The sequence below is a fragment of the Arthrobacter sp. OAP107 genome (assembly GCF_040546765.1).
GTDB lineage: Bacteria > Actinomycetota > Actinomycetes > Actinomycetales > Micrococcaceae > Arthrobacter.
In genome coordinates, this window is record NZ_JBEPOK010000001.1 from 1,876,922 (window position 1) to 1,900,557 (window position 23,636).

Genomic DNA, 23,636 nt, shown 5'->3' on the forward strand with positions numbered 1-23,636 from the left:
TCACTGCGCACGGATCGGGACGCAGAAAGGGCCGGTGCCCGGATCGTCCGGACACCGGCCCTGCTTCCGCCGGCTACGCCGGCAGGTTGCCGCCCGTGGTGATGAGGTCCGTGACGTCGACGAACACCCACCCCTCGGACTTCATCCGCTCCGCACTGTCAACGCGAACGCGGCCCATGAACGCGCAGTAGCCGGCCTCACCGAGGATGACCTTGTCGCCCTGCACGCCCAGCACCACGAGGGTGTGGCCCGCGGACCCCGTACCCGGCCCGGAACCGACCGAGTACGCCGTCGGCGTACTCGAGACCTGCTTGCCCGTCATGGACGCGATCGCGTGGGCTGTCTGGATGCCGTCGCCCGGCGGGTACTGCTGGAACGAGGTGTACTTGTTCATGAAGTAGACCGAGAACGACACGCAGTTCATGGCGTGGTTGTCGCCGCAGGAGCCCGGTCCGCCAGCGCCGTACTTGTCGTCCAGGAACTTGTCGCCCTCCTGGTTGTACAGGTCGATCAGCTGCCGGGCCTGCTCCTCGTTCATGCCGCCGTCGACGAGGCTGCCCGGGCGCACCTTGGTGTCGCTGTCGCAGTTGCCGAAGACGGAGCGGATCCCGCTGCCGACCGTGTCGACAATGCCGCCCACGATGTCCTGAACCCCGCCCACGACCGAGGTGTCGACGGTCCAGCCGCTCATCTTGCCGAACCACATCTCGGCGTCGGCCTTACGCTGCTGCAGCTGTGAAGCGTTGTCGGCCGAGCGCTCCCACTTGTCGTGGAAGTGCAGTGCAGCAGCAGAGGGAGAGCCCTGCGAGGTCTTGATCATGTCCTTGAACACGGCCACGTCCCCCGGGCTGTCGCCCTCCGCCATGAATGCCAGCTGGGCCTTGATGGTGTACCAGTCCAGGTTCTTGGACTTGGCATAATCCAGGAGCATCGTGGTGCGCCCGTTCGACCACTGGCCCAGACCGATGCCGCCGTGCGACTGGCCGGGGATGTGGGTGAAGTTCCCGTCCCAGGCGGTCTGCTTGCGCGGGCCGATCTGGTAGGGCTCGTTGTAGATGCCCTCCACGCTGGTGGGGTCCACGCCCGACTCCTGCGACCAGTTGCCCAGGATGCCCGCGATGTTCTCCTCGGGCATACCCCAGGTCTTCAGCACGGAGTAGACCGCCCGGGCGTTCGCCTCGGTGTTCGCCGGGACGTCAGCGCCGGGGCCGTTGCGGCTGACATTGACGATGCAGTTGGTCAGGGTCGAGCCGCGGCCGCCATCGAGGCCGGCCTGGTCGAGCACACCCGTGAGGACCGTGCTGAGCACAGCCACCGCGGCAACGGTCGCAGCCACCCCGGATGCGGCCGTGGCCACCGGGGCGACGGTGGCCGTCACGGTGACCCCGAACACGGCTCCTGCCGCCTTGCCGACCAGCCCGCCCAGTGCGATGAACGGTGCGGCGATCGTGTGCCCGACCGCCTTGGCGATCCCAAGGATGAAACCCCAGATCATGCTGGCCGCGTTGGCGGCCATCGCGAGCATCGCGAAGAACATGGTCTTGAGCCACTTCAGGAAGGCCATGACCATGAGAAGCCCCGCAGCCGGGGGAGCAGCCGCCGCGGTGCCGCCGACGGCGACACCCCTGGCGGTCTTGGACAGCAGCTGGCCGTCCTTCTCCTTCTGCGAGGTCCGCTCGTAGCCGGTGCCCCCGGCACCGAGCCGCTTGTCGGCAGGCTCGGCGTCCGGACCTCCGCCGGTGACCTTGGACGCACCGTCGACAACATCCTTGCCGGTCTCCAGGCCCACATTCTTGGCAGCGCCGACCGCTGCCCCGGGCAGCGCGCCGACACCACCGGCGGCGGCTCCGGCCTGCGCCCCGGCGACAGCTCCCGAGGCAGCCGCTCCCGCGTACCGGCCGGCACCGCGGCGGACCGCGCTGCTGCCGTCACCCTCGACCGCCTTGCGGGCAGCTCCCCCGGCCGCCCCGGCGGCGACACCGTCGAGGCTCTTGGCAGCCTTGGCGGCCTTGCTGGTCTTGCTGGCTGTGTCGGCCGCACCTGTGGCCTTGCCAGCGGCAGCCGCTGCGTCCGGGGCCGGTGCGGCTCCCAGGTGCTTCGACCCGCGGCCCGCAGGCGTCGGGTCCACGGGCTGCGGCGCGGGGGAGGCCCCCGGGGTTTTCGGCAGACCCTTGGCTGCATCCCCGGACGGGGAAGGAGCGGAGGCCGCTCCGGTACGGGGCCCGGCGCGGCGTACGCCGGACCCCTCACGACGAGGGGGCTGCGACTCCTCCTTCGCACCCCCGTCGGCGGACCTGCGGTCCCCGCGGGGCGATGCAGCGCGCCGGGCCGGGTCATCCCGCCGCGTCGGCTGGTCGATGGCCATAAGCTTGTCCTTTCCGGCTCGATGCCTGGGTGGTGACTGCCCGCTCCGTGGAGCGCGCTCAGTGATAGACGGTCAGGAAGTCCCCGGCCGAGTTCGCAGTGCTGTTGGACTGCACATCGCGCAGCTTCACGTCCAGGCCGAGCAGCTCGAGCAGAAGCCCGGACTGGTACTCCGACTTGGCCTTGCCGTAGTCCTGGTAGGCCTGAGAGAGGTTGTTCATCACGTTCGTGAGCGGGCGCATCGTCACATCGGAGGACCGGTAGTCCTTCTTCAGGTCGGTGCCGTCGGAGAGGACCCACTTCATGTCCGAGACCTGCTGGCTCGTGCTGTCGCTGCCCTCGGCGCGCTTGTCGGCGAGGAACTGCACATAGCCCTTACCGGCGGGCACGAGCGTGTCGAGGTAGCCGGCATAGACGTTGCCCGCGCGCCAGTCGAAGTCGAATCCGCCGGGCACGACATGGCCCGTCTTCAGCTCCAGCGTCGCTTTCCCGTCCTTGGCCTCGGCCGCCGAGACACCAGCCACCTGATCACCTGCGATGGAGGTCGGAACGGCCGGCGGACGGAGGAAGAGCCCATCGACCTTGGTGGTCGCCAGGTCGGAGGTGTACGACTCGACCTGCTTCAGGCTCGTGCGCATCGCGAGCAGCTTCTGGTCGAGCTTGTCCCGCGTCTGCTGCTCCTGGGTCTTCAGCACGACGTCGTAATAGGCCCGGGCCGGGTCGAAGCTGGCCGCGTCCAGGGCCGGGATGTCGGTGGTGCCCGACGCACCCGGGTTGATGATCACGCGCCACTGGTCGTACTTCTTGAAGCTCGAGTCGCCCACGACCTGGTCATCCCTGCTCTGCTGCCGCTCGTGGTAGGTCAGCTCGGCGTTCGCGCGGACGGTCAGGTTGAGCACCTGCCGGTCGAAGGGCCGGTCCGCGTCCAGGAGGACCCCGACGTAACCGGTCGAGCCGAAAACGTGGAAGGTGCCCCTGATTCCGCTGGTACTGACCTTCTCGGTCTGCAGCTTGTCGTTGGTGCCCAGCAGGAAGGCCTGGTAGTCCGCCGCGTTGTACGAGATCGCCGCGCTGGCGGGGAAGTGCATCATGACCAGTGCCCTGTTGCCGGTGTGATTGGTGTAGACCCCGTCGACCGTGCCCTTGAGCTGGGTCTTCGAGGAGGTGAACTCGGTGTTGTAGAGCGCGGTGTGCGACACCGCGTCGCTGCCCGCCTTGAAGGCGGCGGCACCCGAGCCGGCCACCACGACCAGCCCCATCACAGCGAAGATGCCGAAGAACACCCCGAAGCGCTCGATTGCGTGGTGCGAGTCGAGCTTGAACCGCTTGCCGAAGGCCAGCGCCTTGTCCTTGATCCCCATGTCCGTTCCCGTTCGTCCTGTTCCTTGCTCTGCCTGTCCTGCTCGTCGTCAGCGCCCGTCGTCCGACCCCGTAAACGACGCACCGGGCCGGTTGAGGCCTGGTGACCTCAACCGACCCGGTGCGGTCCGTCGACGCTTTGTGTGCCCGGCCGTTGATTCCTGCCGCGCCGGGCTTAGCCCAGGACGCCGCTGGTCAGTACGTGGCTGACCGTCTGCACGAGGACAGAGCCGCCGCCGAGGTCCTCGAGGGTCTTCTGGCCGCCGGAGCCGATGGTGTTGATCAGCGACCACCCACCGGTGCCGAGCGCGCCGCCGACCAGGATGAGCAGGGCGATGGTGCCCCAGCCCTGCTGCTGGCCCGCGGACTGCGGGGTGGCCATCAGCTTCTTGATCAGGAGCACGCCGCCCCAGACCAGTCCGACCGCACCCAGGAGCATGAGCAGCAGCCCGCCCCAGAGCTGGATCTGGGACTTCGCGTTCTCCAGGAAGCTCGTCAGGTCCCAGGCCGCGGTGGGCAGGGCGACCCGCTCGAGTGCCGCCTCGTAAATCTTCGTCATGGTTCTTTCCTCTCGCCTATCGAATGGTCGCTTGCATGACATGTGTCACGAGGCGACTGGCACAACCGATTCGCCTAGACAGAGCACAGCGCCCTATCAATGGTCTCTCCCGATGCGACGTGACTCCCCGTTGAGCGGGACGACATGCCTGCAATCATGCGGCCAACCCCTCTTTAGGGACTCGTATACGTGCACATCTTCAGTGACCAATCTACATCATTCGAGTCATCAGTCATAGTCGTATTAGTGACGAGTCGGATACGAGTCCAGAATGTGCTCGAAGACCAGCGCAAACGAGGTGTCGGCGGGAGGACTGACGTTCTGCTCAAAAACGTGTAGATTTCACATGACGGGGCGCGCGGTGTGCGGCTCCGGCACGGCCCGGCATACGCTTCTTGCTGAGCCCCTCGCGCCCATGTACCCGACCAGGAGCCCAAACCAGATGAACGCCTTGCCCGGAGACCTCTTCGCCCGCCGACTGCGACAGGAGAGGGAACGCCTGGGCATCAGCCAGGCTGAGCTGGCCCGCAGGATTGCCGAGATCCTTGGAACGAACGTCGACCCTTCGGCGGTGACCCGGATAGAGCAGCAAATCCGCGCCGTCCGCCTGGACGAGGCGGTCGCCGCCTCCAAGGCCCTGGACGTCCCCCTGGCGATCCTGGTCGCCGAGGATCCGGAGGCAGAGAGCGAGGCCCAGCTGCAGCAGTACCTCGCCGACCTGGCAGCGGCCCAGCGCGAGTGGGAGAAGAACAGGCTGGAGGTGCTGCGGCTCTCCAAGGCCATTCAAGTGCTCGGCGGCGGCGCTCAACTCAAAGGTGTCGTCGACTTCCGCCTCATGGAAAGCATCGACGCCCGCGTCCCGGTCGAGGAGGACGACCAGCACGGGCACCGGGTTGCCCCCGGCATCGAGGGGTCTACAACCCCAGACGCATGACGCTGTTGCGTGCCGCAGGATTGAACTCGCGGTCGTAAACGTCTACCGTCGCTGCCCGGCTCCACCGGCCGGCGCGCATGATCTCCTCCGTGCTCGCACCGTTGCGCCGCGCCTGGGTGACGTGCCCGGCCCGCAGCGAGTGGAAGCCGTAGGCAGCAGGGTTCATCCCCGCCTCGACCATGCGCGAGAGCAGCATCGTGTGCAGCGCGTCGCCGCTCACCGCCCGTGCATGGATCCGGGCGTCCTTCCTGTTGCGGTACGTTGCCCGGAGCAGGGGCGCGCCCGAGGCCAGGTCGGCGCTGCTGATGAGCGCCGTCGAGCCGGCGGCTCCGCAGACGTGCTCCTCGAGACCGTACGAGAACAGCTGCTGCATGATCCCGCGACGCCGTGTGCGCGCGTCGTCCTGCCGGGCGAGCCCGAGCAGCACGACCCAACGGTGCACCGCACACGGGGGACAGGATGCCGGCGAGCTCCCGAACGGCAGCACGACCACGTCCGGCAGCGCGTTCTCCGGGTCGGCCTTCGAGGCCCCCACATGAACGTGGACACCATCGACCGGGTGCAGCTCGAGCCGGTTCAGCGTCAGGGCCGCCGCCTCGCTCCTGCGCAGGGCCCCTGCGAACCCGAGCCACACCGCCAGGGCGTCCCTGGTGGCTGACACGCCTGCCGGATATGTGTCGTGCTCCATCACCGCGATGATCCGGACCACGTCGTCCAGAAGCAGAGGGCGCTTGCGCCGGGGCCTGGTGGCCCGCAGCTTGGCCAGCCCGCGCACGAGATCCACCACGCCGCGGTGGGCCGTGGGATCCAGAAGCCCGCCGCGGAGGTGCCTCTCGCCGATACCGGCCAGGCGCTGGCGGATCGTCGCGACGGAGAACCGGGGGAGCCCGTCGTCATCGAGCTGCGTGGACATCCAGGCGACGTACCAGCGCACGGTCTCCGGATGCGCAGGCAGCGCCTCCAGCCCGTGGCCGGTACAGAAGTCATCAAAGGCACGCCACGCCGTGGCATAGGCGCGCCGGGTGGCAGCAGACAGCGTGTGTCCTTCCAAAGACCGCGAAATTTCTTCGAGCTCGCGCAGCTCGTCGTCCACCTCCGGTTCAGGTGGGACGGTGGGAGCGCTGAGCGCTGCGAGCCTCACCTGTGCTGCCATGACTCCAGTCTCGACTCACTGGCCGGAGAATCCAAGTCGCAATGGTCTGTCAGTGGCGATTCCCCATACCCGCGATCGACGGGGCGGCTTCGAACCGGGTCTCTGGTAAGTGCGCTTATCGGGGCATGGAGAAGGACTGCCTTCGCGTGACGCGGTGATTGTTGAATCACTCACAACCAGCGCATAGTCATGCACTCGGCTGCAGGGACACGAAGAACGAAAAGCCAGAGCTGTCCAGCGCCCGGTGGGACAATCAAGAGAATGACGACTGCCCTGCCCGATCTCTGGCTCGACTGGTGCTCGGTCGCGGGCAAGCCCACCGAGTTGGTCGACGACGCCACCCTTGCTCTCTTCTCCAGGCAGGTCGGAGCATCGCGCGCTGTGCTGGCCTCGTTACGGCGAATGATCAGTCAGGAGCCAACCGTCGCCCCGGCTTGGCCGCGCCGCCACAAAGACAACCCCGAATCGCTCCGTCGGCTGGTAAAGCGCGCCACCGTACTGATCCAAGATCCTGCGACCCAATGGGTCTTCCGTCTGCGCCTGCGGCGAATGCTCTTCGCCGCGGTGATGATCGCGCCGCCCGGGCACGGGGGACTGGGCCTGGACCGAGCAGGTGCGCTGGGGCTCAGGCCGAATGAGATGCAACGGCTGCGCTCACGTATCGGCGTCACACCCGATGCGCAGTCCTGCTCCGCGTGCGCCGTATGGTCGTGGCTCGACGTGATCGGTACCAACACCGGATGGTCGCACAGGGCCGTCCGAGCACTGGGTCACCGCTTTGACCAGAAGGACGACGAACACCGTCATCTGCTTCCCGACACGAGTGCCGACTGGCTCCTCTGCGTCGGGATGCTGCCGGCGATCGATCGGTGGGGCTACATCGACCCTTATTCCTCAATGCACCCCTCGTCACTCTCGGCGGTCATCCGCGCCATGGACGCCCTGCTCGAGGGCCCCGTGCCTGTCCCAGCCCCAGTGTTGGATCCCGAACCTCGTCCCGCCGTGCGCGCGATCTCGCCGCAGGAAGAAGAGCAGATCCTCGCCAGGGCCGACGAGCTAACCGCCCGTGTCGCCAAGATCCTCCGCGAGTACGGCTGACGCTGGAAGCAACAACTGCCCGAGCCCGCCGAGCTGCGTAGAACTCGTGGACCGATTCAGGAAGCGAATCAGGCTCCGAAAGGCCTCCACGCACCTAGATTCGCCCCATGCCGGTCGAGGGCCTTCTTGTGCGCTGACATACTGTCTCTATCATGGTGACATTACTCCATTTACTGGATAACCATCGTGTCAAAGCTCGACGTTGCTAAGGAAGATCGGAGTTGGGGGATGGCCACTGGAACCGAGGCTGGACTGCTGGAGAGTCCGAAGCCGCAGTCGGTCTACAAGCACGGGATTCTTGAGCAGTACGTCATTAGGTTCGCAACGATGACGGCCAGCAAGCTGACGCCGAAGAGGGCGGTGCTGTTCGACGGCTTTGCTGGCAGGGGACGCTTTGACACCGGCGAGGCAGGATCCGCCGAGCGAATGATGCTCGCAGCGCAGAAGGCTAAGAACTCCACAAGGATCGACCTCTTCCTGGTCGAGAGGAACCGCGAGGACTTTGTGTCTCTCGACAAGGTGGCCGATGAGTACCGTAACCGTGGCATCCATGTTGACAGCCGGAACGGGGATTGCGGGCAGCACCTCGACGAGGTCAGGCAGCTCGCCGTAGGCGCGAGCCTGTTCGTTTTCCTTGACCCCTGCGGCGCGGGGCTGCCCATGGATTCGATCAGGAACGTCCTCCTCAAACGAGGTTCATGGCCTCGGACGGAAGTTCTGCTGAACTTCAACGCTGACCTCATTCGCCGTGCTGGCGGACAGCTGAAGAAGGGGCAACTCGACCTTGGAGGCGTCGCCAAAGCGGACTCAGTGTGCGGGGGCGAGTGGTGGCGTGACGTGGCATTGCAAGCACACGAGGCTTCTGGCGGAACCTCCTGGGAGGCGGCCGCGGACGCCGTCGCACACGAGTACGCCCGACGACTTGCGGCGGGCACGAAATATGGCAGCGTCGTCGCGCCGGTGCGACGGCAGATTCGCCACCAGCCCGTGTACTACTTGATTTTCCTCACCCAGGCTCCGCACGGCTTCTGGGTGTTCGGGGCTGCCGCGGCAAAGGCACGGGAAGAATGGATCGACTGCCTCGGACCGGACCCTGACGAACGTGAGGGCATGCTCTGGGACACTGTCGCAGATCAGTTCGAACGTGAACACGACTCGGCGATCAGACACATCACTGACAACCTGCGTTCATTGGTGTCGGACGGCCAGCCGAAGGCTGTAGTCGAACACGTCCAGGAGGTCTATGGCGATCTTTACGGCGAGGCCAAGGAGACGGCCTTCTCGGCCGCACTTCGCGCGCTCGTGAAGTCAGGCGAGATTGAGTTCGCCACCAAAGGAGCCAAGCCCCACCAACACGTCATTCGCAAGGCCACCGGCTAGGCTGACGCTGCAGCGAGTTGCGGCATGTCATCCCAAGTGCGTCCTCCGAGTTCGCGCCCATTCGCCTTCGGACTCCGTCCGCCCCACTGCTTGAAGAAGAACGCCACATCGGCTTCAAGGCACTGGTCACGGATGTCTTCGGCCCAGGTCGGATCCATGGGCCGTGCGCGCGGACCGGACTCGCCACCGACGATCACCCAGTCGATGCTTTCAAGGTTCAATGTCGGCAATGCTGTGATGAGCGGTTCGCAGGACAGGAATCGTGTTGCGGCTGGTACAGCTCGAAGGTAGTCAATGCGATCGACGACATCAAACGACTCCACCGAGACTCCCATCCACAGGTTGTCTGGCCAATCAAGCTTGTCTGCCACCCTCGCCATCCGATGAGCCCGCTTGGTCAACACCTGGTAGGTGTGCTGTGGTGTCTGGCGCATGACGTCAAAGATGTCGCGAATGAAGTCGAGCGGAACCTTGGCATGGAACAGGTCGCTCATCGAATTCACGAAGACAATTTTGGGTTTACGCCAGCTAAGGGGCTGCTTCAATGCTGCCGGGTGCGTCGTGACCCCGAATCCAGGACCGGAGGTCCGGGGGTCACCGTCGGTCTGGTACTTCTCCGCACCCATGGCCTTCAGACGCTTCGCGAGCGCCAGAGCGTAACAGTTGTCGCACCCTGCAGCGACCCGATCGCAACCTGTGACAGGGTTCCATGTCACCTCAGTCCACTCAATCCCACTGTTCGTCGACACAGTCTCACCCTTCTCATAACCACTGCGACTAGCAATGCGTTCCATGCAGTTGCTGATCGTCGCGCGAACCGCGGTTATCCGACCGGCGCATGGATCTAGATCTTGGCCCGATCATCTCACGGCACGAACGACGTATGGCTTTCCACCACGCCGCTACGAGGGGAGAGATGTACCGATTGGACTCTCAAATGCAAGGCGCGGTATCCCCCACGAACTGTTGCCCGACCGCGCGATCAGGCAAGAACAAGATCAACCTTTGCCCCATCGCGGCGCATTGATCATGCTGATACGCCATTCGGGTGTTGAGCCTCTAACTCCTCGCCGGACTGGACTTCAATTGGCACGAGCTGATGGATCTCACCCGAAGGAAGCGCGATGTACTGCACGGTGTCAGGCGGATCGATCCGTGGAGGCGTCACCCGTTCACGAAAAGCTGTCTGCCGGCCAGCGATCGACTTCTTGGTCTTATGCCAACGACCAGTGAGCTCCAGCGTGGTGAGTGCCTCGGTGACCTGAGCCTCGCGGTTCTCAGCCCTTCTCACATCCGCTGCGTCTCGCTCAAGAGACTTTCGAAAGGCAAGGTATGGGTTGCCAGGATCGGCAAGCGCTGCTTTCGCGGCGTCGGCGAGAAGCGCTTTTCGTCCGAGGGCGACAGCGGCACGAGCGAAGTGAAGTTCGCGAAAAAAATGGTCGAGATCTTTCGTCTTGCCGCCAAGGGCTTTTTCCAGGTTGCGATAGTCAACAGCACCGCTGCCCACACCAGACTCCAGGAGTGACTGGATAGCAGACCAGGTTTGCTCCAAGAATATGTCCGCGTTGTGGAACTCCTCGCCGGCACTTTGCTGAACAACGTCCAGATCAGGAAGCCCGCCGTCGGGCATGGAACTGATTGCTTTGGACAGTCGTTTGTCCGTCGTTCGTTGGGCCGCAATACGCATGTCTACATATCGCTTCTCCTGACGTCCAAGGATTGTCTCGACCCGCCGCTGATGAACCCTCTGTTCCCGCTGGGCGAGCATGTCCAGAGCCATCACCGAGGCACCCACTGCCAAGATCGGCCAACCAGCAACCGCGGCACCTCCGACCCCCACCGGGTACAGGACGGCCTGAGCTGAGATACTGGCGGGTCCGCGAGAGAATCCGCGGAACCCGCTGGTTCCAACCGCGCGAACAAGCTCGGCACCCTTCGGCAGCACTACCTTGAAAAGTGTGGCACTCTTCGGATCCACTGCGCGGACGATGTTGGTGAGTGCTTGCTGAATGGCAGCATTTACTGGGACCGACTTGTACTTTGTTAGCTCGATGTCGGTGATCGGGTGGTACTCGAACGCCATAGGAATTGATGCGACCTCAAGCGCCTCCTCGACCGAGACGGATGCGCCGGTGGCGGACAAGACGGCCTCTGGAACCAGAATCCCCGAAGGGGGGAGAACCCGGACAGGTTCCAAGGTGTCGCTCAGCAAAGGCTCAGCCGCCACTGGTGTTCTTGCCGTGTCTCCTCGAGCACTTCTGTGCCTGCGAAGAGTGAGAGTAAGGAGCCCGCCAGCGGACACGACGACTGCGACGACTGCCAACGCCATCCAGAGTTCGGTCATTGCGACAGCCTAACGTGATATTCCAGACGTGTCCTGCGGGTCAAGCCTCGCAACTCATACAGGCTTAACCCGTTCAAACCCAGTCAAACCCTAAGAAGACGTGCAGTTGAAGCTAGGATGGCCTTTGTTCGTCGTTGCCAATCCCGACTGGAGGCTCCACCGTGGCCGAACCATGGCTGTCCGCCGATGGCATTGCCGCGCACCTGGGGATCACGAAGGACACGGTCTACACGTGGATCAGCGACAAACGCATGCCGGCCCACAAGGTAGGCAGGCTCTGGAAGTTCCAGGCAAGCGAGGTAGACGAGTGGGTCCGCAGCGGAGGCTCTGCAGCATCGAGCGACGACGAGACGCCGAGCTGACGACCGCACCTGAAGGAATACCTCTCGGATAACGCCAAAACTACTTGCCTGAAAAACTGAAAGGGGGGTTACACGTGATCGAGCAGCATGCCGAGGCGCAGCGCTATGCACTCTCATTTACCAGTGGTGCCCTCCTCATGCATGAGGCGGCGATCATTGCGCCCATCTATTTGCGAGAGCGCGAGTGGGCAAAAGTCCGAACCGAGATCGCCGCGGAGAACCTACTGCAAGCACGCACGCTTGCCTCTGGGTCCAGGCTCGCGCGAGAGATTGTCCAGCGGCTCGCCGTTCTCACGGGCGACGAGATTGAACTGCTCATCGAGGCAACGTCAACGGAGCGCGGACACTTGCTGTGGGCGGCGGCCTGCCGTCGATATGACCTGGTCGGAGAGTTTGCTGAGGAAGTCGTACGCGAGCGGTTCCTCTTGCTTACGCCGTCGCTCGATCACAACGATTTCGACAGCTTCGTGCGTGGCAAGTCTTTGTGGCACACCGAGCTGTCTGAACTCAAGGACTCCACTCGGCGCAAGCTGCGTTCAAACTTATTCCGGATGCTTAGTGAGGCAGGGTTGCTTTCCAACAGCGGGCACATACAGCAGGCCATGATGTCTGAACGTGTCGAAAGCGCCTTGGCAGCGCGGACTCCGAATGACCTGCGGTTCTTCCCAACCACCCATAATGCTGCGGGGAGGGCCCAGCCGTGACACAGACCGACCTTTCTAAAGAGGAAGAGCACTTGTTCGCCGTTCTTAGCGGCAGGCGGTTTCTCCAAATGGAGGGCCTGAGTAACGAGGTGCCGTTCTTCATTTACCCCTACGCCCCTGAGGACGCACTCGCGGTCACGGGGTCGAAAAAGCGCATCAAGAACCGCCTGGCGAACAAGGGCGTCGTGGTCCGAGAGGTCAACCTCTACGACCTGTCAGTGGAGATTCTCAAGGAACGCGGAGTCTGGGATCGACTGATCGCGCTCGAACCCGAGCAGGAAAAGGCCGACTTCCGTGAGTTACTCCAAGGGATGCTCGACCCGCAGCTCCACATTGCGTCCGCGATCAGGACCAAGCTCGCCGAGGGTGACTTCGATATCTTCTTCCTCACCGGCATCGGCGAGGTCTTCCCGTACATCCGTTCACACAACGTGCTGAACAACCTGCAGAGCGTCGTGACACGTAAGCCTATGCTCATGTTTTTCCCCGGCCGCTACGAGCAGTCCGCCACACTTGGATCATCGCTCGTGCTGTTCGGACGACTCCAAGACGACCAGTACTACCGAGCCAAGAACATCTTGGACCAGGAGGTTTGATTCGATGAATCTGCATGCGATCTTCGCCAAGGACGTTCAGCGCCCGATAGAAGGTGTCATCAAGGCTGACGACACCGCGCATTTGGGCACCGAGGTTGATGAGTACGTCTTGACCAACGAGGCAGCCAAGGGTCTGGAACTGCTGCTTGAGGCTTATACGAACTACACCAACGCCAACGGCGTGTGGATCTCGGGCTTCTTTGGTTCCGGTAAGTCCCACCTGCTGAAGCTGCTAGCACACCTCCTCGGTGACGTGGACGGTCAGGACTTCCCGCGAGCACGCGTCTCCGAGAGCTTCCGCACCAAGGCACAGGATGCGTTCCTTCCGGCACTGCTGACCAAGGCTGAGAGGATCCCGGCGAAGAGCCTGCTGTTCAACATCGACCAGAAGGCCACCCTCATTACGAAGGATCAGACCGACGCCTTGCTGAAGGTGTTCGTCAAGGTCTTCGACGAGAGCCGCGGCTACTACGGCAGCCAAGGGCACGTCGCCCGGTTCGAGCGCGACCTGGACAACCGCGGCCAGTATGAAGCATTCAAGGACGCATACACCCGTATCTCCGGGCGCAGCTGGGCGCAGGGACGTGAAGAGGGCGTGCTCGAAGAGGTCAACGTGGCCAAGGCGTACGCCGAGGTCAGCGGCTACACCGACAGTACGCCCACTAACATCCTCACCAAGTACCGCAACGAGTATTCAGTCTCCATCGAGGACTTCGCCGACGAGGTGATGGATTGGCTGGATAAGCAGGAAGACGACTTCCGGCTGAACTTCTACGTCGATGAAGTCGGCCAGTTCATCGGATCGAACACGCACCTGATGCTCAATCTCCAGACGATTGCCGAGTCGCTGAACACCAAATGCCAAGGCCGTGCCTGGGTGTTCGTGACTTCCCAGGAGGACATGGACAAGGTCGTCGGTGACCGCACGAAGCAGCAAGGCAACGACTTCTCCAAGATTCAGGCCCGGTTCGCCACCCGTGTGAAGCTCACCAGCGCCGATGTGGAAGAGGTCATCCGCAAGCGACTGCTGGAGAAGAACGAGGCCGGCGAGCCCGCGCTGAATTCGATTTATGCAGAGCAGCACGCCAACTTCAAGACCCTGTTCGACTTTGTGGACGGCGCGAAGACATACCGCAATTACACGGACGAGGCGCACTTTGTCGGCACGTACCCGTTCGTCAGTTATCAGTTCCCTCTGTTCCAGGCGGCGATCGAGGGCATCTCCGACCACAATGTGTTCGAAGGCCGCAACAGCTCAGTCGGTGAACGCTCGATGCTCGGCGTCGTCCAGCAGGTCGCCAAGGACATCGGCGACGTAGAAGTCGGCAGGCTGGCGACCTTCGACCACATGTTCGCGGGCATCCGCGCTTCGCTGAAGTCGGCCGCTCAGCGTTCGATCGACGTTGCCGAGCGCAACCTGGACAACGAACTGGCCGTGCGGCTGCTCAAGGCGCTGTTTCTGGTGAAGTACGTCGAAGGCTTCCACGCCACCCCACGCAACCTGACCGTGCTGGTTTACGACCGTTTCGGACTTGACCTGCCCGCCCTGGCCAAGCAGGTGCAAGAGGCACTGACCCTGCTGGAGACGCAGACTTACGTGCAGCGCAACGGCAACCTCTACGAGTACCTGACCAACGAAGAGCAGGTCATCGAGGAGGAGATCAAGAACATCGACATCGATGCCTCGGATGTCAGCGGTCGGCTCTTCAAGATTATCTCCGGCGACGTGGTTCGCACGAGCAAGCTGAGGTACGCCAAGAACGGACAGGACTTCGCTTTCGGGTACAAGCTTGACGATCAGGTGTACGGGCAGCAGCGCGAACTGACCATGCACTTCATTACGCCGGAATACCCATTCGGCCCTGAAGAGACACGGATGCACAGCGCCGGCAAGGACGAGCTGCGCGTCATCCTGGAGCCCGATGAGCGCGCACTTTCGGACCTGCGCCTGCTGATCAAGACGGAGAAGTACACCAAGCGCAAGCAGACGACTTCGCTGTCCGCAATCGAGGACCAGATCCTGCGCTCGAAGGCGACGCAGAACGTCGAGCGCGAGAAGGAACTCATCGAGCGCATCCGCCGCGCAGTTGGCAAGGCGGACCTCGTAATCAATGCCGCCGGCGTAACCTCCTCCTCGCAGGACGCCATCACGCGCGTCACCGATGGCTTCCAGGACCTCATCAGCCGCACTTACACCCAGCTCAGGCTGCTTGGCGGCGTTGCGTACAGTGAGCAGCAGGTTGCTGCGTTCGCCAACCCCAACCAGTCGGACATGTTCGACGATTCATCGCTCTCCATGCTGGCTGTTCCAGGTGACGAGTTGCTTTCGTTCCTGCTGCAGCGCGACCGGCTCGGTGAGCAGATAACGGTCAAGACGATCGTGGATACATTCCAGGCCAAGCCCTACGGATGGGATCTCGCATCGATAGAGGTCGTCATCGCCTGGCTCGTTGGAAACTCAAAGATCACGGTCACCGTCGATGGAAACGTGCTGAAGCGGACCGAAGTAGCTGCCGTTCTGCGCAATACGCAGAAGCACTCGCATTCCGTCGTCGCCCCGCAGAAGCTCTTTGACGAGCGCCAGGTCGCGACGTTCCGCAAATTTTGCACCGACTTCTTCGACGAGGCCACCCCACCGAAAGACCCGCTGGAGCTGGCTCGGCACGGCAGCGAAAAGCTCGGGGCAAAGCTCGACGAATTAAGGGCGCTAGTGAGCGGATCGAAGTACCCGTTCGTGGAGCAGTTGGCTGCCCCCATTGCCCTGCTCGAACAGGCTGTGGGCAAATCTGACGAGTGGTACCTCACTGATTTCAGTCTTAGCGACGAATTGCTAGACGCCAAAGAGAACGTCATCGACCCTATTCAGTCGTTCCTGGGCGGCGGCCAGAAAGTCATCTACGACGAGGCCGTCGTACTGCTCACCTCAAACACGAACAACCTCGGATACCTGCCCCCAGGAAGCGATGCCGACGTCAGGCGACTCCTGGACGATCCCAACGCCTTCCGGGGCAATCGCATGACCCAACTCAAGCAGGCCGCAGACGCCCTTGGCGCGAAAGTCGAGGACACGCTCGCCACCCATCGCAGGACGGTCATCCAGGACATCGAGGGACGCAAGTCCGAGGTACTCGACAGCGCCTACTACGGCAACGCCACGGAGGAAGCGCAGCAGCGGGTCACCCGTACAATCGACCAGATCATCACCCGCTTAGGCAGTGAGCAGCAGATCGCGCTCATCCGCGAGCAGGGTAATGGCTTTGAGGAGCGGACCTATCCCGAGCTGCTCGACCAGCTCGCATCCTCGGCCCGGTCTACGGGCGGTACGGACAGCCCGGAGCCCACGCCGAAGCAGACCGTCTCGGTCAAGACGATCACCGTGCCCGGTGCCCACGGTGTGCTTGAGAACCCAGACGACGTCGACCGCTACCTCGATGCGCTCCGCGGTGCGCTGCTGAACACGCTCAACGACGGAAAGAGAATCGCGCTCTGATGGAAACCGCACCGCTTAAATCGTTCGCCACATGGGCACGCACAGCTCTCATCCGCGAGGTGTCAGCCCGCATCTCCGTCGTTCTGGCATCGGAAGAGCTGCGCCAGGAACAGCCCAACGCCGTCGCCGCCCTGGAAAAGGCCGTCAACGCTGCCGGCGGCAGCGACAAGGGCCGCGACACAGTCGCGGACAAGGTCGCCTACACCTGGTTCAACCGCATCATCGCGCTGCGGTTCATGGATGCCAACGGTTACACCGGCATCGGCGTCGTCTCGCCCGAACGGAGCCGCAGGGGAGGACAGCCCGAAATTCTTGCCGAGGCCAAGCGCGGGAACATTGACAGCGCGGTCGTCACTAACAAGCGCACGGCGGAGACCGTCACGAGCCTGCTCAACGGCACGCGCCGCAGCGCAGACCCTCAGGGCGAGGCGTACGCGCTGATGCTCGCGGAGTACTGCCGGTATTGGAACCGCTCTATGCCGTTCATGTTCGAGCGGGAGGGCGACTACACCGAACTGCTCATCCCCGCGAACCTGCTCGCAGACGACTCGGTGCTGGCCCGCGCCACAAGCCTGCTCACTGAGGATATCTGCCAGGATGTCGAAGTCATCGGTTGGCTGTACCAGTTCTACATCTCTGAACGGAAAGAAGAGGTCTTCGCGGGGTTCAAGAAGAACGAGAGGGCCGGCGCTGCGGAGATCCCCGCCGCTACCCAGCTTTTCACCCCGCACTGGATCGTCCGCTACCTTGTCGAGAATTCGCTCGGGCGGCTGTGGCTGCTCAACAAGCCCTCCTCACGCTTGATCGACCAAATGGATTACTACATCGCTCCGGTCGACGGGGAGACCGACTTCCTGGAGGTCTCAAGCCCCGAGGAACTAAAGGTTATTGACCCAGCCTGCGGCTCCGGCCACATGCTCACCTACGCATTCGACCTGCTATACGCCATCTATGAAGAAGAGGGCTATGCTCCGTCCGACATCCCTGGCTTGATCCTCGCTAACAATCTCTACGGCACTGAGATCGATCCCCGCGCCGGCGGGCTCGCTGCCTTCGCTCTCACGATGAAAGCTCGGGCTCGCCAGCGGACTTTCTTCAACAAGGGCATCGAGCCGAACATCTGCGTACTCGAACCCATCTCCTTCACGCGGACTGAGTTGACAACCCTGATCACGAGCAACGGCAACCGCCACGACGAGGAGACGTTTTGGAACCAGTTCGAGAATGCAGACACGTTCGGGTCCCTCATCCGGCCTCGCGAAGATTTGATCGAGTCGCTACGCCGTCATCTCAGCGCTAACCTTCCGGAGGATGGCGACCTTCTCACGACTGAGCTGGCGAATCGCGCGCATAGCATCATCACACAAGCCGAGTATCTGTCACAGCGTTACAACGTCGTCGTAGCAAACCCGCCATACATGGGTGCAAAGAACCTGAGTCCGCGTGTTGCTGAATGGCTCAAGTCAGAATACGCGGATGGTAGCGCCGATCTCTTCGCCGCTTCCTTCTATCGATATCTCTACCTGGCAGTGGATCGAGGACAGCTTGGCTTAATGAGTCCTTATGTATGGATGTTCATTTCGACCTACAAAGAATTGCGCGAGCGTCTCCTAGGCCAGGAGACAATCACTTCTCTTGTACAGCTTGAGTATTCTGGCTTTGAAGGTGCCACCGTGCCCATCTGCGCATTCACTCTGCAGAGAGGTCACCAGCAGCAATATCCCGGCGGATACGTGAGGCTGAACGACTTTGTTGGACCTTCACAACAAGGACCGCGGTGCCTCGAGATCATTCAGGCCGGGAACGCTAAGGGATCCACTAATACGCAAGAGCGTACAGCGATGGCAAACCATTTCTATCGTGCTTCAGCTGAGGATTTCCGAAATATCCCAGGCAGCCCCATCGTTTACTGGGTAGAACCGCAATTGATTGCACTCTACGCGGGGTCACTAATTGGTGACAGGTTCCAAATCAAGGCGGGAGTAGGGACCCGGAATGACGACCTATTCATGCGGCTTCATTGGGAAGTGAGTGCAGAGCGGATCGGTCGCGACAAAAGGTGGGTCCTGACCGACAAGGCTGGCGAATTCCGAAAGTGGTATGCCGGGTTTACCTACGTAATGGACTGGGAGGATGATGGTTTTCGGATTAAGAACTATCGCAATCCAGACGGGTCGCTCAAGTCGCGCCCTCAGAACATTCAATTCATGTTCGAAGAGGGCGTCACATGGGGAAAAATCGGATCCGGAGCTACGAGTTTCCGGTGGCGTCCGAAGGGCTACGGATTCAACGATGCCGCTCCGGCTATATTCGGCCCCGGGGCTTTCGATCTACTCGCGCAACTGAACTCAAATGTGGGTAAGTGCCTGGTAGAGATCAAGGGCTCAACACTCAACGTTCAGACAGGAATGGTGGCGGACCTGCCGATCGTTCAGACGTCGCCTGATGCAACTGAATCCGCACGAACGCTCACAAGCCGCGCGGTAAGTCTCTCAAAGCGCGACTGGGATTCACAAGAGATCTCTCCGGACTTCTTAGCGCCGGAGCATGTTCTGAAGCGGATGCCGGATCATCCGCTAGAGAACGTGCACCAGCGAGTTTCCGAAGTGCAGCGCCAATGGGTGGACGAACTTACTCAAATCGAGAGTGACATTGAATGCGCGATTAGGGACGCGGCGAATCTGCCAAGCGAGTCGACCGAGATCGGGCCAGTCTCCCTATTAGCAAATCCTGCGTTTCGGTACGGACGTCGGAAGGCAGATGACCTGATCGTTGCCCAGAAACGGGACGCCATGAATGACTTGATCTCGTATGCCGTGGGATGCATGTTTGGGCGATATAGCCTCGATGAACCGGGGCTGATACTCGCGAATCAGGGCGACACGCTCCAGGATTACCTCGCCAAGGTGCCAAATCCGACGTTTACCCCGGACAAAGACAACGTGATCCCCATCGTCGACGGGGACTGGTTTGAAGACGACATCGTGGCGCGGTTCCGGCAGTTCCTTCGGACCGCATTCGGCGATCAGCACTTTGCGCGGAACCTCCGCTTTGTCACCGAATCGCTTGGCGTGAAGGACTTGCGCGATTACTTCGTGAAATCCTTCTACAAGGATCACGTACAGCGGTACAAGAAACGCCCGATCTATTGGCTGTTCTCCAGCAGCAAGGGCTCCTTCAACGCGCTCATCTACATGCACCGCTACACGCCGTCGACCGCCTCAACTGTGCTCAACGAGTACCTTCGCGAGTTCAAAGCAAAGCTGGATGCCAGCCGCCAGCACCAGGAGCGCCTCGCTGCAGGCACAGGTGCACCACGGGAACAGGCAGCCGCCCAGAAAGAGGTCGACCGCCTGCGCAAGGTGCTTCTCGAACTCGATGAATACGAGCACGACGTGCTGTACCCACTGGCGTCCCAGCAGGTGCAGATCGACCTCGACGACGGCGTCAAGGCGAACTACCCGAAGCTCGGTGCTGCCCTCAAAAAGATCCCGGGGCTGGAGGCCGACTCGTGATCACTTTCGAGGATCATGGATCGAAGGTTGTATTGGTCTATACCCCGAGCACTTTTAGGCCGGTGACATGGGTGGACAACAAGCTGGGCTCCGAAGGTCATGCCACCCTCTCGCAAGTCTTCACAGTCCAGAAGACGGACCTGCTAAGCCAAGACGCTGACGACGAAGACGACGAAGACGACGGCGACGACGCGGACGTCCGGCGCTTTGTGATCGGCAGCCTCGACGGTCAATATCGGACCATACGATCAGACGTCCTTGGTCTCAAGCACGACTTGCTGATCGTAACGACGATGCAGCTGACGAGATCAACGTTCGTCGCCGAACGCAACATCTCCATCTTCGGACGAATCGACGGCTTACTCACGGAGCAGATCGTCGTCGGAGGGAATCGGGAAGGTGCAATCCCCGTGGATGAGTTCGCCCGGCTGCTTCGAAGATTCCCGACATCGACCGAGGTCACCTACTATGCAGCGACCCGGGTTACCCGCATCCTCCGCGAATATCTGGAAACCATGTCCGACGCCGAACTGCGGCTGGAGAGTTACATCGAGCGTCGCGAACGTTCCGGGACCGAAGAGTGGGTAGAGGCCCATGGTCGGATACCGGCCGCAAACGAGCTGGAGCTCGAGAAGTTCACATACGTTCGGGACCGCTTGGTTGAGATGTTGGAGGACGCGGATGGCTACTCCGAGGCTGACTGGCAGGGGGCAGTGGCAGACCTGTTTCTGCTGGTATTCCCCCAATACATCGCGGTTCTGCACAATGTCCACGTCAAGGAACGGTACTCAAACGAATCCAAGTCGACAGACCGCTACATCGACCTCATGCTCGTCGGGGCCAACGGATGTGTGGACATCATCGAGCTCAAGAAGCCGTTCGAGCGCGGTCTGATGTCGAAGAGTCAGTATCGGGATAACCATGTCCCCATGCGCGAGTTGTCGGGCTCGATCATGCAGGCGGAGAAGTACCTCTTCTACCTGAGCAAGTCGGGCAGGGACGGCGAGAAAGCCATCAGCAAGAAGCACGCAGCTAATCTTCCCGCTGGCCTTGAGATCAAGATCGCCAACCCGAAGGCGATCATTCTGGTGGGACGGGACAGCAACCTCTCTGCAGAGGAGAGGTTCGACTTCGAATTCGTCCGACGGAAGTACTCGAATGTTGTCGACATCATCTCGTACGACGACTTGCTGCGCCGCTTGGAGAACGTCATCGCTACTCTCACGAAGCGCGTTGTCACCGAGGATATTCTTGGGCCAGACGACGAGATCGGAGTATCAGCATGAGTGTCGCCGCCGTCAGGCCCCATCTGGAGCGTCGCTTTGAGGTGCAGCGTGTGGTGTTCTGGCACGACCCCGAGGGTGAGTACACCGCTGACCTCGACACGCTCGACCTGGAGGGCGTGCAGACTGTGCGCGTCAATAACGATGAGTATGCGGTAAAGAACCGGCTGCTGCACCAGGAGCCCAAGTCGAAGTTCCTTGTCTATCGTTCGGGTGCTGTGTCGACGGGGATCGGCAATTGGCTGTTGGACCTGGAGCTTGCCTACGGAGTGTTCACAGCAGACCGGACCTCACTGGTGCAGCAGGAACTCGGGCTCACCGCGGACGGTATCGGCGAGGTCCTACAAGCCCGCGAGAAGTTCTTCCGTGGGGCCAAGCGCGTCCAAGGCCTGAAGAAGCTGCTGGACGCCGACGATGACGCCCGGTTGCTGCAAGCCAAGATGTCGGCGGTACTACTCGGTCAAAGCGAGCACAGCTTACTGGAGATCACGCGCACTCTGCTGATCGAGAACGCCGGCGGTGCGGATGCCAAGTACGCTGCCCTTGCCGAGCACGGCCTCGACGAGTTCTACTGGCAAGGCGTGGCGTCGATCTACGGCTACATGTCGCCAAGCCCGAGCATCGCCGATTTCGTTTTGTGGGTGTTCCGGCAGGCCAACGCCGGATTCAAGTCCGAACGACACGGCGGCTTGCGCAACATCCAGCTCGACTTCGGGAGCTTTCGCTACGACAGGCGTAGCCAGGAGGCATTGACGACGCTCGCAAAGCGTGCAGCGCGAGATCTGGATTACGCCAGCACCATCGAGGACGCAAGCTTCCGCGACCTGTTGGGCAACGACCTTTTCGAGGAGACTGACCGCAAGATCATCAGCGATCTGGCTCGTGCGGTCTCTGAGCGAACGGTCACAGGCCGCGAGGTTACAGAGGTGATCCGCAGCCGTCAGAGCAGCATCTGGGTCGAAGGATACCGAAAGCTGTACACAGCAATCGGCTGTGCCTCGGAACTCCTGACCGTGCTTAGCACGCTCAACCTGTCGATGCAGTCGCTCGATGAGGGATTGGAGCGATATCAGGGTGACTGGTTCCGCATCGATCAGCTCTACCGGCAGTTCACATATGCTGCCCGCACAGCAGAGTTCGCCGGTCCGCTGGAGGCCTTGCGCATCCAAGTGGAGAAATTCTACGCCAACAAGTTTCTCTACGAGCTCGGTAACGCCTGGCAACAGCAGGTCGATGGCATCGACCAGTGGCGTTCGACATTGCTCCGGCCCCAAACCTCGTTCTTCACCGACCACGTTGCACCCATCACGAGAGATGGCCGGCGCAAGGCTGTCGTCATCATCTCGGACGCCCTGCGCTATGAGATCGCTGACGAACTTGGTTCGCGCATCCGCCAGGAAGACCGCTACGACGCGGACCTGAAAGCCATGCTCGGCGTGCTGCCCAGCTATACCCAGCTCGGGATGGCGGCACTGCTGCCACACAGCACGATCGGACACTCCAAGGACGGGGATCCCGTTCTGGCGGACGGTCAGCGCACAGACGGCACCGTGAACCGCAGCAAGCTCCTCGACGCCGTTGACGGGAAAGCGATTCAAGCCGAGAACGTCTTCTCCCTGACCCGGGACGAGCTGCGGGAGCTGTACCAGCAACATCAGGTGCTGTACGTCTATCACAACCGCATTGACGCGACAGGCGACAAGGCGGGCACCGAGCGTCAGGTGTTTGAGGCCGCCGAGGACACGCTTCGCGAACTGGTCGATCTGGTCAAGCGACTGACCAATGCGAACGCGACGAACATCCTCATCACTGCGGACCACGGCTTCTTGTTCCAGGACACGGCACTCGAGGACGCCTTCTATCTATCGACGCTGCCGGAAGGTGAGGACATCAAGGTGATCAACCGCCGTTACGTCCTCGGCCACGGCTTGAAGGAAGTCCCTGCGTTCAAGACTTTCACGTCAGCTCAACTCGGCCTCGATGGAGACCTGGATGTGCAGATACCGAAGTCGATTCACCGGCTGCGGCTTCCAGGCGCAGGCTCGCGATTCGTCCACGGCGGTGCAGCCTTGCAGGAGATCGTCGTTCCGGTGCTGGCGATCAACAAGAAGCGCAAGAGCGACGTGCGAACAGTTAACGTCAAGATCATGCCCGAGTCGGACAAGATCACGACAGGCCAGCTGGTCATCAAGTTGTTTCAGGCTGAGCCGGTGAGCGAGAAGGTTCGCCCCCTTGTGCTGCGCGCAGGGCTGTATGTCGGCGAGATCCTCATATCGAACCATCTCTCGCTCACTTTCGACCAGGACTCGACAGACCAGCGTGACCGCTACCAGAACGCGCACATGCTGCTCAGCCAGGACGCAAACGACTACAACAACCGCCCAGTCGAGTTCCGGCTTGAAGAACTCATCCCGGGCACCAATCAATGGCGCGGCTACGCCAAGGCGTTCTACACGCTAAAGCGATCGTTCGCCTCGGACTTCGACTTCTAAGGA

The 23,636-nt window shown here is 61.9% G+C and carries 16 protein-coding genes; 10 read left to right on the plus strand and 6 right to left on the minus strand.

Features of this window, described 5'->3' with window-relative positions; genetic code table 11:
• Positions 1-73: 73 nt before the first annotated feature.
• The 3 genes from ABIE00_RS08815 to ABIE00_RS08825 form a co-directional block, all read right to left on the minus strand.
• Positions 74-2,365, minus strand: a complete 2,292-nt coding sequence (locus tag ABIE00_RS08815; protein ID WP_354259161.1) for a phage tail tip lysozyme — start codon at positions 2,363-2,365, stop codon at positions 74-76.
• 58 nt (positions 2,366-2,423) lie between these two features.
• Positions 2,424-3,725 carry a hypothetical protein gene (locus ABIE00_RS08820; protein WP_354259164.1) on the minus strand — a complete coding sequence of 434 codons (1,302 nt, stop codon included), beginning with the start codon at positions 3,723-3,725 and terminating at the stop codon, positions 2,424-2,426.
• Positions 3,726-3,898: 173 nt separating this feature from the next.
• Positions 3,899-4,282, minus strand: a complete 384-nt coding sequence (locus tag ABIE00_RS08825) for a hypothetical protein (RefSeq protein ID WP_056387364.1) — start codon at positions 4,280-4,282, stop codon at positions 3,899-3,901.
• A 442-nt stretch (positions 4,283-4,724) separates the two neighbouring features.
• On the opposite strand from ABIE00_RS08825, the gene ABIE00_RS08830 reads away from it, so the two are divergent.
• A complete protein-coding gene (locus ABIE00_RS08830) occupies positions 4,725-5,216 on the plus strand; it encodes a helix-turn-helix domain-containing protein (RefSeq protein ID WP_133830691.1) in 492 nt (163 codons plus the stop codon).
• On the opposite strand, the gene ABIE00_RS08835 is transcribed toward ABIE00_RS08830, so the two are convergent.
• The gene (locus ABIE00_RS08835) at positions 5,197-6,369 is read right to left on the minus strand and encodes a hypothetical protein (protein WP_354259168.1); all 1,173 of its coding nucleotides are present in this window, start codon (positions 6,367-6,369) and stop codon (positions 5,197-5,199) included. The two genes, ABIE00_RS08830 and ABIE00_RS08835, sit on opposite strands and share 20 nt — an antisense overlap.
• Positions 6,370-6,630: 261 nt before the next feature.
• Between ABIE00_RS08835 and ABIE00_RS08840 the strand changes: the two genes are divergently transcribed.
• Positions 6,631-7,467 carry a hypothetical protein gene (locus tag ABIE00_RS08840; RefSeq protein WP_354259171.1) on the plus strand — a complete coding sequence of 279 codons (837 nt, stop codon included), beginning with the start codon at positions 6,631-6,633 and terminating at the stop codon, positions 7,465-7,467.
• Positions 7,468-7,653: 186 nt separating this feature from the next.
• Positions 7,654-8,847 carry a three-Cys-motif partner protein TcmP gene (tcmP, locus tag ABIE00_RS08845; RefSeq protein WP_354259174.1) on the plus strand — a complete coding sequence of 398 codons (1,194 nt, stop codon included), beginning with the start codon at positions 7,654-7,656 and terminating at the stop codon, positions 8,845-8,847.
• On the opposite strand, the gene ABIE00_RS08850 is transcribed toward tcmP, so the two are convergent.
• Together ABIE00_RS08850 and ABIE00_RS08855 are read right to left on the minus strand one after the other, a co-directional pair.
• Positions 8,844-9,641 carry a DUF5131 family protein gene (locus ABIE00_RS08850; protein WP_354259177.1) on the minus strand — a complete coding sequence of 266 codons (798 nt, stop codon included), beginning with the start codon at positions 9,639-9,641 and terminating at the stop codon, positions 8,844-8,846. The genes tcmP and ABIE00_RS08850 overlap by 4 nt on opposite strands.
• Before the next feature lie 233 nt (positions 9,642-9,874).
• Complete coding sequence (locus tag ABIE00_RS08855; protein ID WP_354259180.1) at positions 9,875-11,191, minus strand: hypothetical protein; 1,317 nt, start codon at positions 11,189-11,191, stop codon at positions 9,875-9,877.
• Between the two features lie 161 nt (positions 11,192-11,352).
• On the opposite strand from ABIE00_RS08855, the gene ABIE00_RS08860 reads away from it, so the two are divergent.
• The 7 genes from ABIE00_RS08860 (at position 11,353) to pglZ (ending at position 23,633) form a co-directional block, all read left to right on the plus strand.
• Positions 11,353-11,553 carry a helix-turn-helix domain-containing protein gene (locus ABIE00_RS08860; RefSeq protein WP_347783594.1) on the plus strand — a complete coding sequence of 67 codons (201 nt, stop codon included), beginning with the start codon at positions 11,353-11,355 and terminating at the stop codon, positions 11,551-11,553.
• A 74-nt stretch (positions 11,554-11,627) separates the two neighbouring features.
• A complete protein-coding gene (locus ABIE00_RS08865; RefSeq protein WP_354259185.1) occupies positions 11,628-12,257 on the plus strand; it encodes a DUF1819 family protein in 630 nt (209 codons plus the stop codon).
• Positions 12,258-12,325: 68 nt separating this feature from the next.
• The gene (locus ABIE00_RS08870) at positions 12,326-12,853 is read left to right on the plus strand and encodes a DUF1788 domain-containing protein (RefSeq protein WP_502914207.1); all 528 of its coding nucleotides are present in this window, start codon (positions 12,326-12,328) and stop codon (positions 12,851-12,853) included.
• 4 nt (positions 12,854-12,857) lie between these two features.
• The gene (gene brxC / locus ABIE00_RS08875; RefSeq protein WP_354259191.1) at positions 12,858-16,343 is read left to right on the plus strand and encodes a BREX system P-loop protein BrxC; all 3,486 of its coding nucleotides are present in this window, start codon (positions 12,858-12,860) and stop codon (positions 16,341-16,343) included.
• A complete protein-coding gene (pglX, locus tag ABIE00_RS08880; protein WP_354259194.1) occupies positions 16,343-19,858 on the plus strand; it encodes a BREX-1 system adenine-specific DNA-methyltransferase PglX in 3,516 nt (1,171 codons plus the stop codon). Before brxC ends, pglX begins: the two co-directional genes overlap by 1 nt.
• Positions 19,855-21,144, plus strand: coding sequence for a Shedu immune nuclease family protein (locus ABIE00_RS08885; protein ID WP_354259197.1), 1,290 nt, complete (start codon positions 19,855-19,857; stop codon positions 21,142-21,144). Before pglX ends, ABIE00_RS08885 begins: the two co-directional genes overlap by 4 nt.
• Entirely contained in the window at positions 21,141-23,633 is a 2,493-nt protein-coding gene (gene pglZ, locus ABIE00_RS08890) for a BREX-1 system phosphatase PglZ type A (protein WP_354259200.1), read from the plus strand. The genes ABIE00_RS08885 and pglZ overlap by 4 nt, the downstream gene beginning before the upstream one ends.
• Positions 23,634-23,636 lie beyond the last annotated feature (3 nt).

Excerpts from the sequence above, each read along its gene's own strand:
- ABIE00_RS08815 (WP_354259161.1), bottom strand. The coding sequence starts at position 2,365 with ATGGCCATCGACCAGCCGACGCGGCGGGATGACCCGGCCCGGCGCGCT.
- ABIE00_RS08820 (WP_354259164.1), bottom strand. The coding sequence starts at position 3,725 with ATGGGGATCAAGGACAAGGCGCTGGCCTTCGGCAAGCGGTTCAAGCTC.
- ABIE00_RS08825 (WP_056387364.1), bottom strand. The coding sequence starts at position 4,282 with ATGACGAAGATTTACGAGGCGGCACTCGAGCGGGTCGCCCTGCCCACC.
- ABIE00_RS08830 (WP_133830691.1), top strand. The coding sequence starts at position 4,725 with ATGAACGCCTTGCCCGGAGACCTCTTCGCCCGCCGACTGCGACAGGAG.
- ABIE00_RS08835 (WP_354259168.1), bottom strand. The coding sequence starts at position 6,369 with ATGGCAGCACAGGTGAGGCTCGCAGCGCTCAGCGCTCCCACCGTCCCA.
- ABIE00_RS08840 (WP_354259171.1), top strand. The coding sequence starts at position 6,631 with ATGACGACTGCCCTGCCCGATCTCTGGCTCGACTGGTGCTCGGTCGCG.
- ABIE00_RS08850 (WP_354259177.1), bottom strand. The coding sequence starts at position 9,641 with ATGGAACGCATTGCTAGTCGCAGTGGTTATGAGAAGGGTGAGACTGTG.
- ABIE00_RS08855 (WP_354259180.1), bottom strand. The coding sequence starts at position 11,191 with ATGACCGAACTCTGGATGGCGTTGGCAGTCGTCGCAGTCGTCGTGTCC.
- ABIE00_RS08870 (WP_502914207.1), top strand. The coding sequence starts at position 12,326 with ATGGAGGGCCTGAGTAACGAGGTGCCGTTCTTCATTTACCCCTACGCC.
- brxC (WP_354259191.1), top strand. The coding sequence starts at position 12,858 with ATGAATCTGCATGCGATCTTCGCCAAGGACGTTCAGCGCCCGATAGAA.
- pglX (WP_354259194.1), top strand. The coding sequence starts at position 16,343 with ATGGAAACCGCACCGCTTAAATCGTTCGCCACATGGGCACGCACAGCT.
- pglZ (WP_354259200.1), top strand. The coding sequence starts at position 21,141 with ATGAGTGTCGCCGCCGTCAGGCCCCATCTGGAGCGTCGCTTTGAGGTG.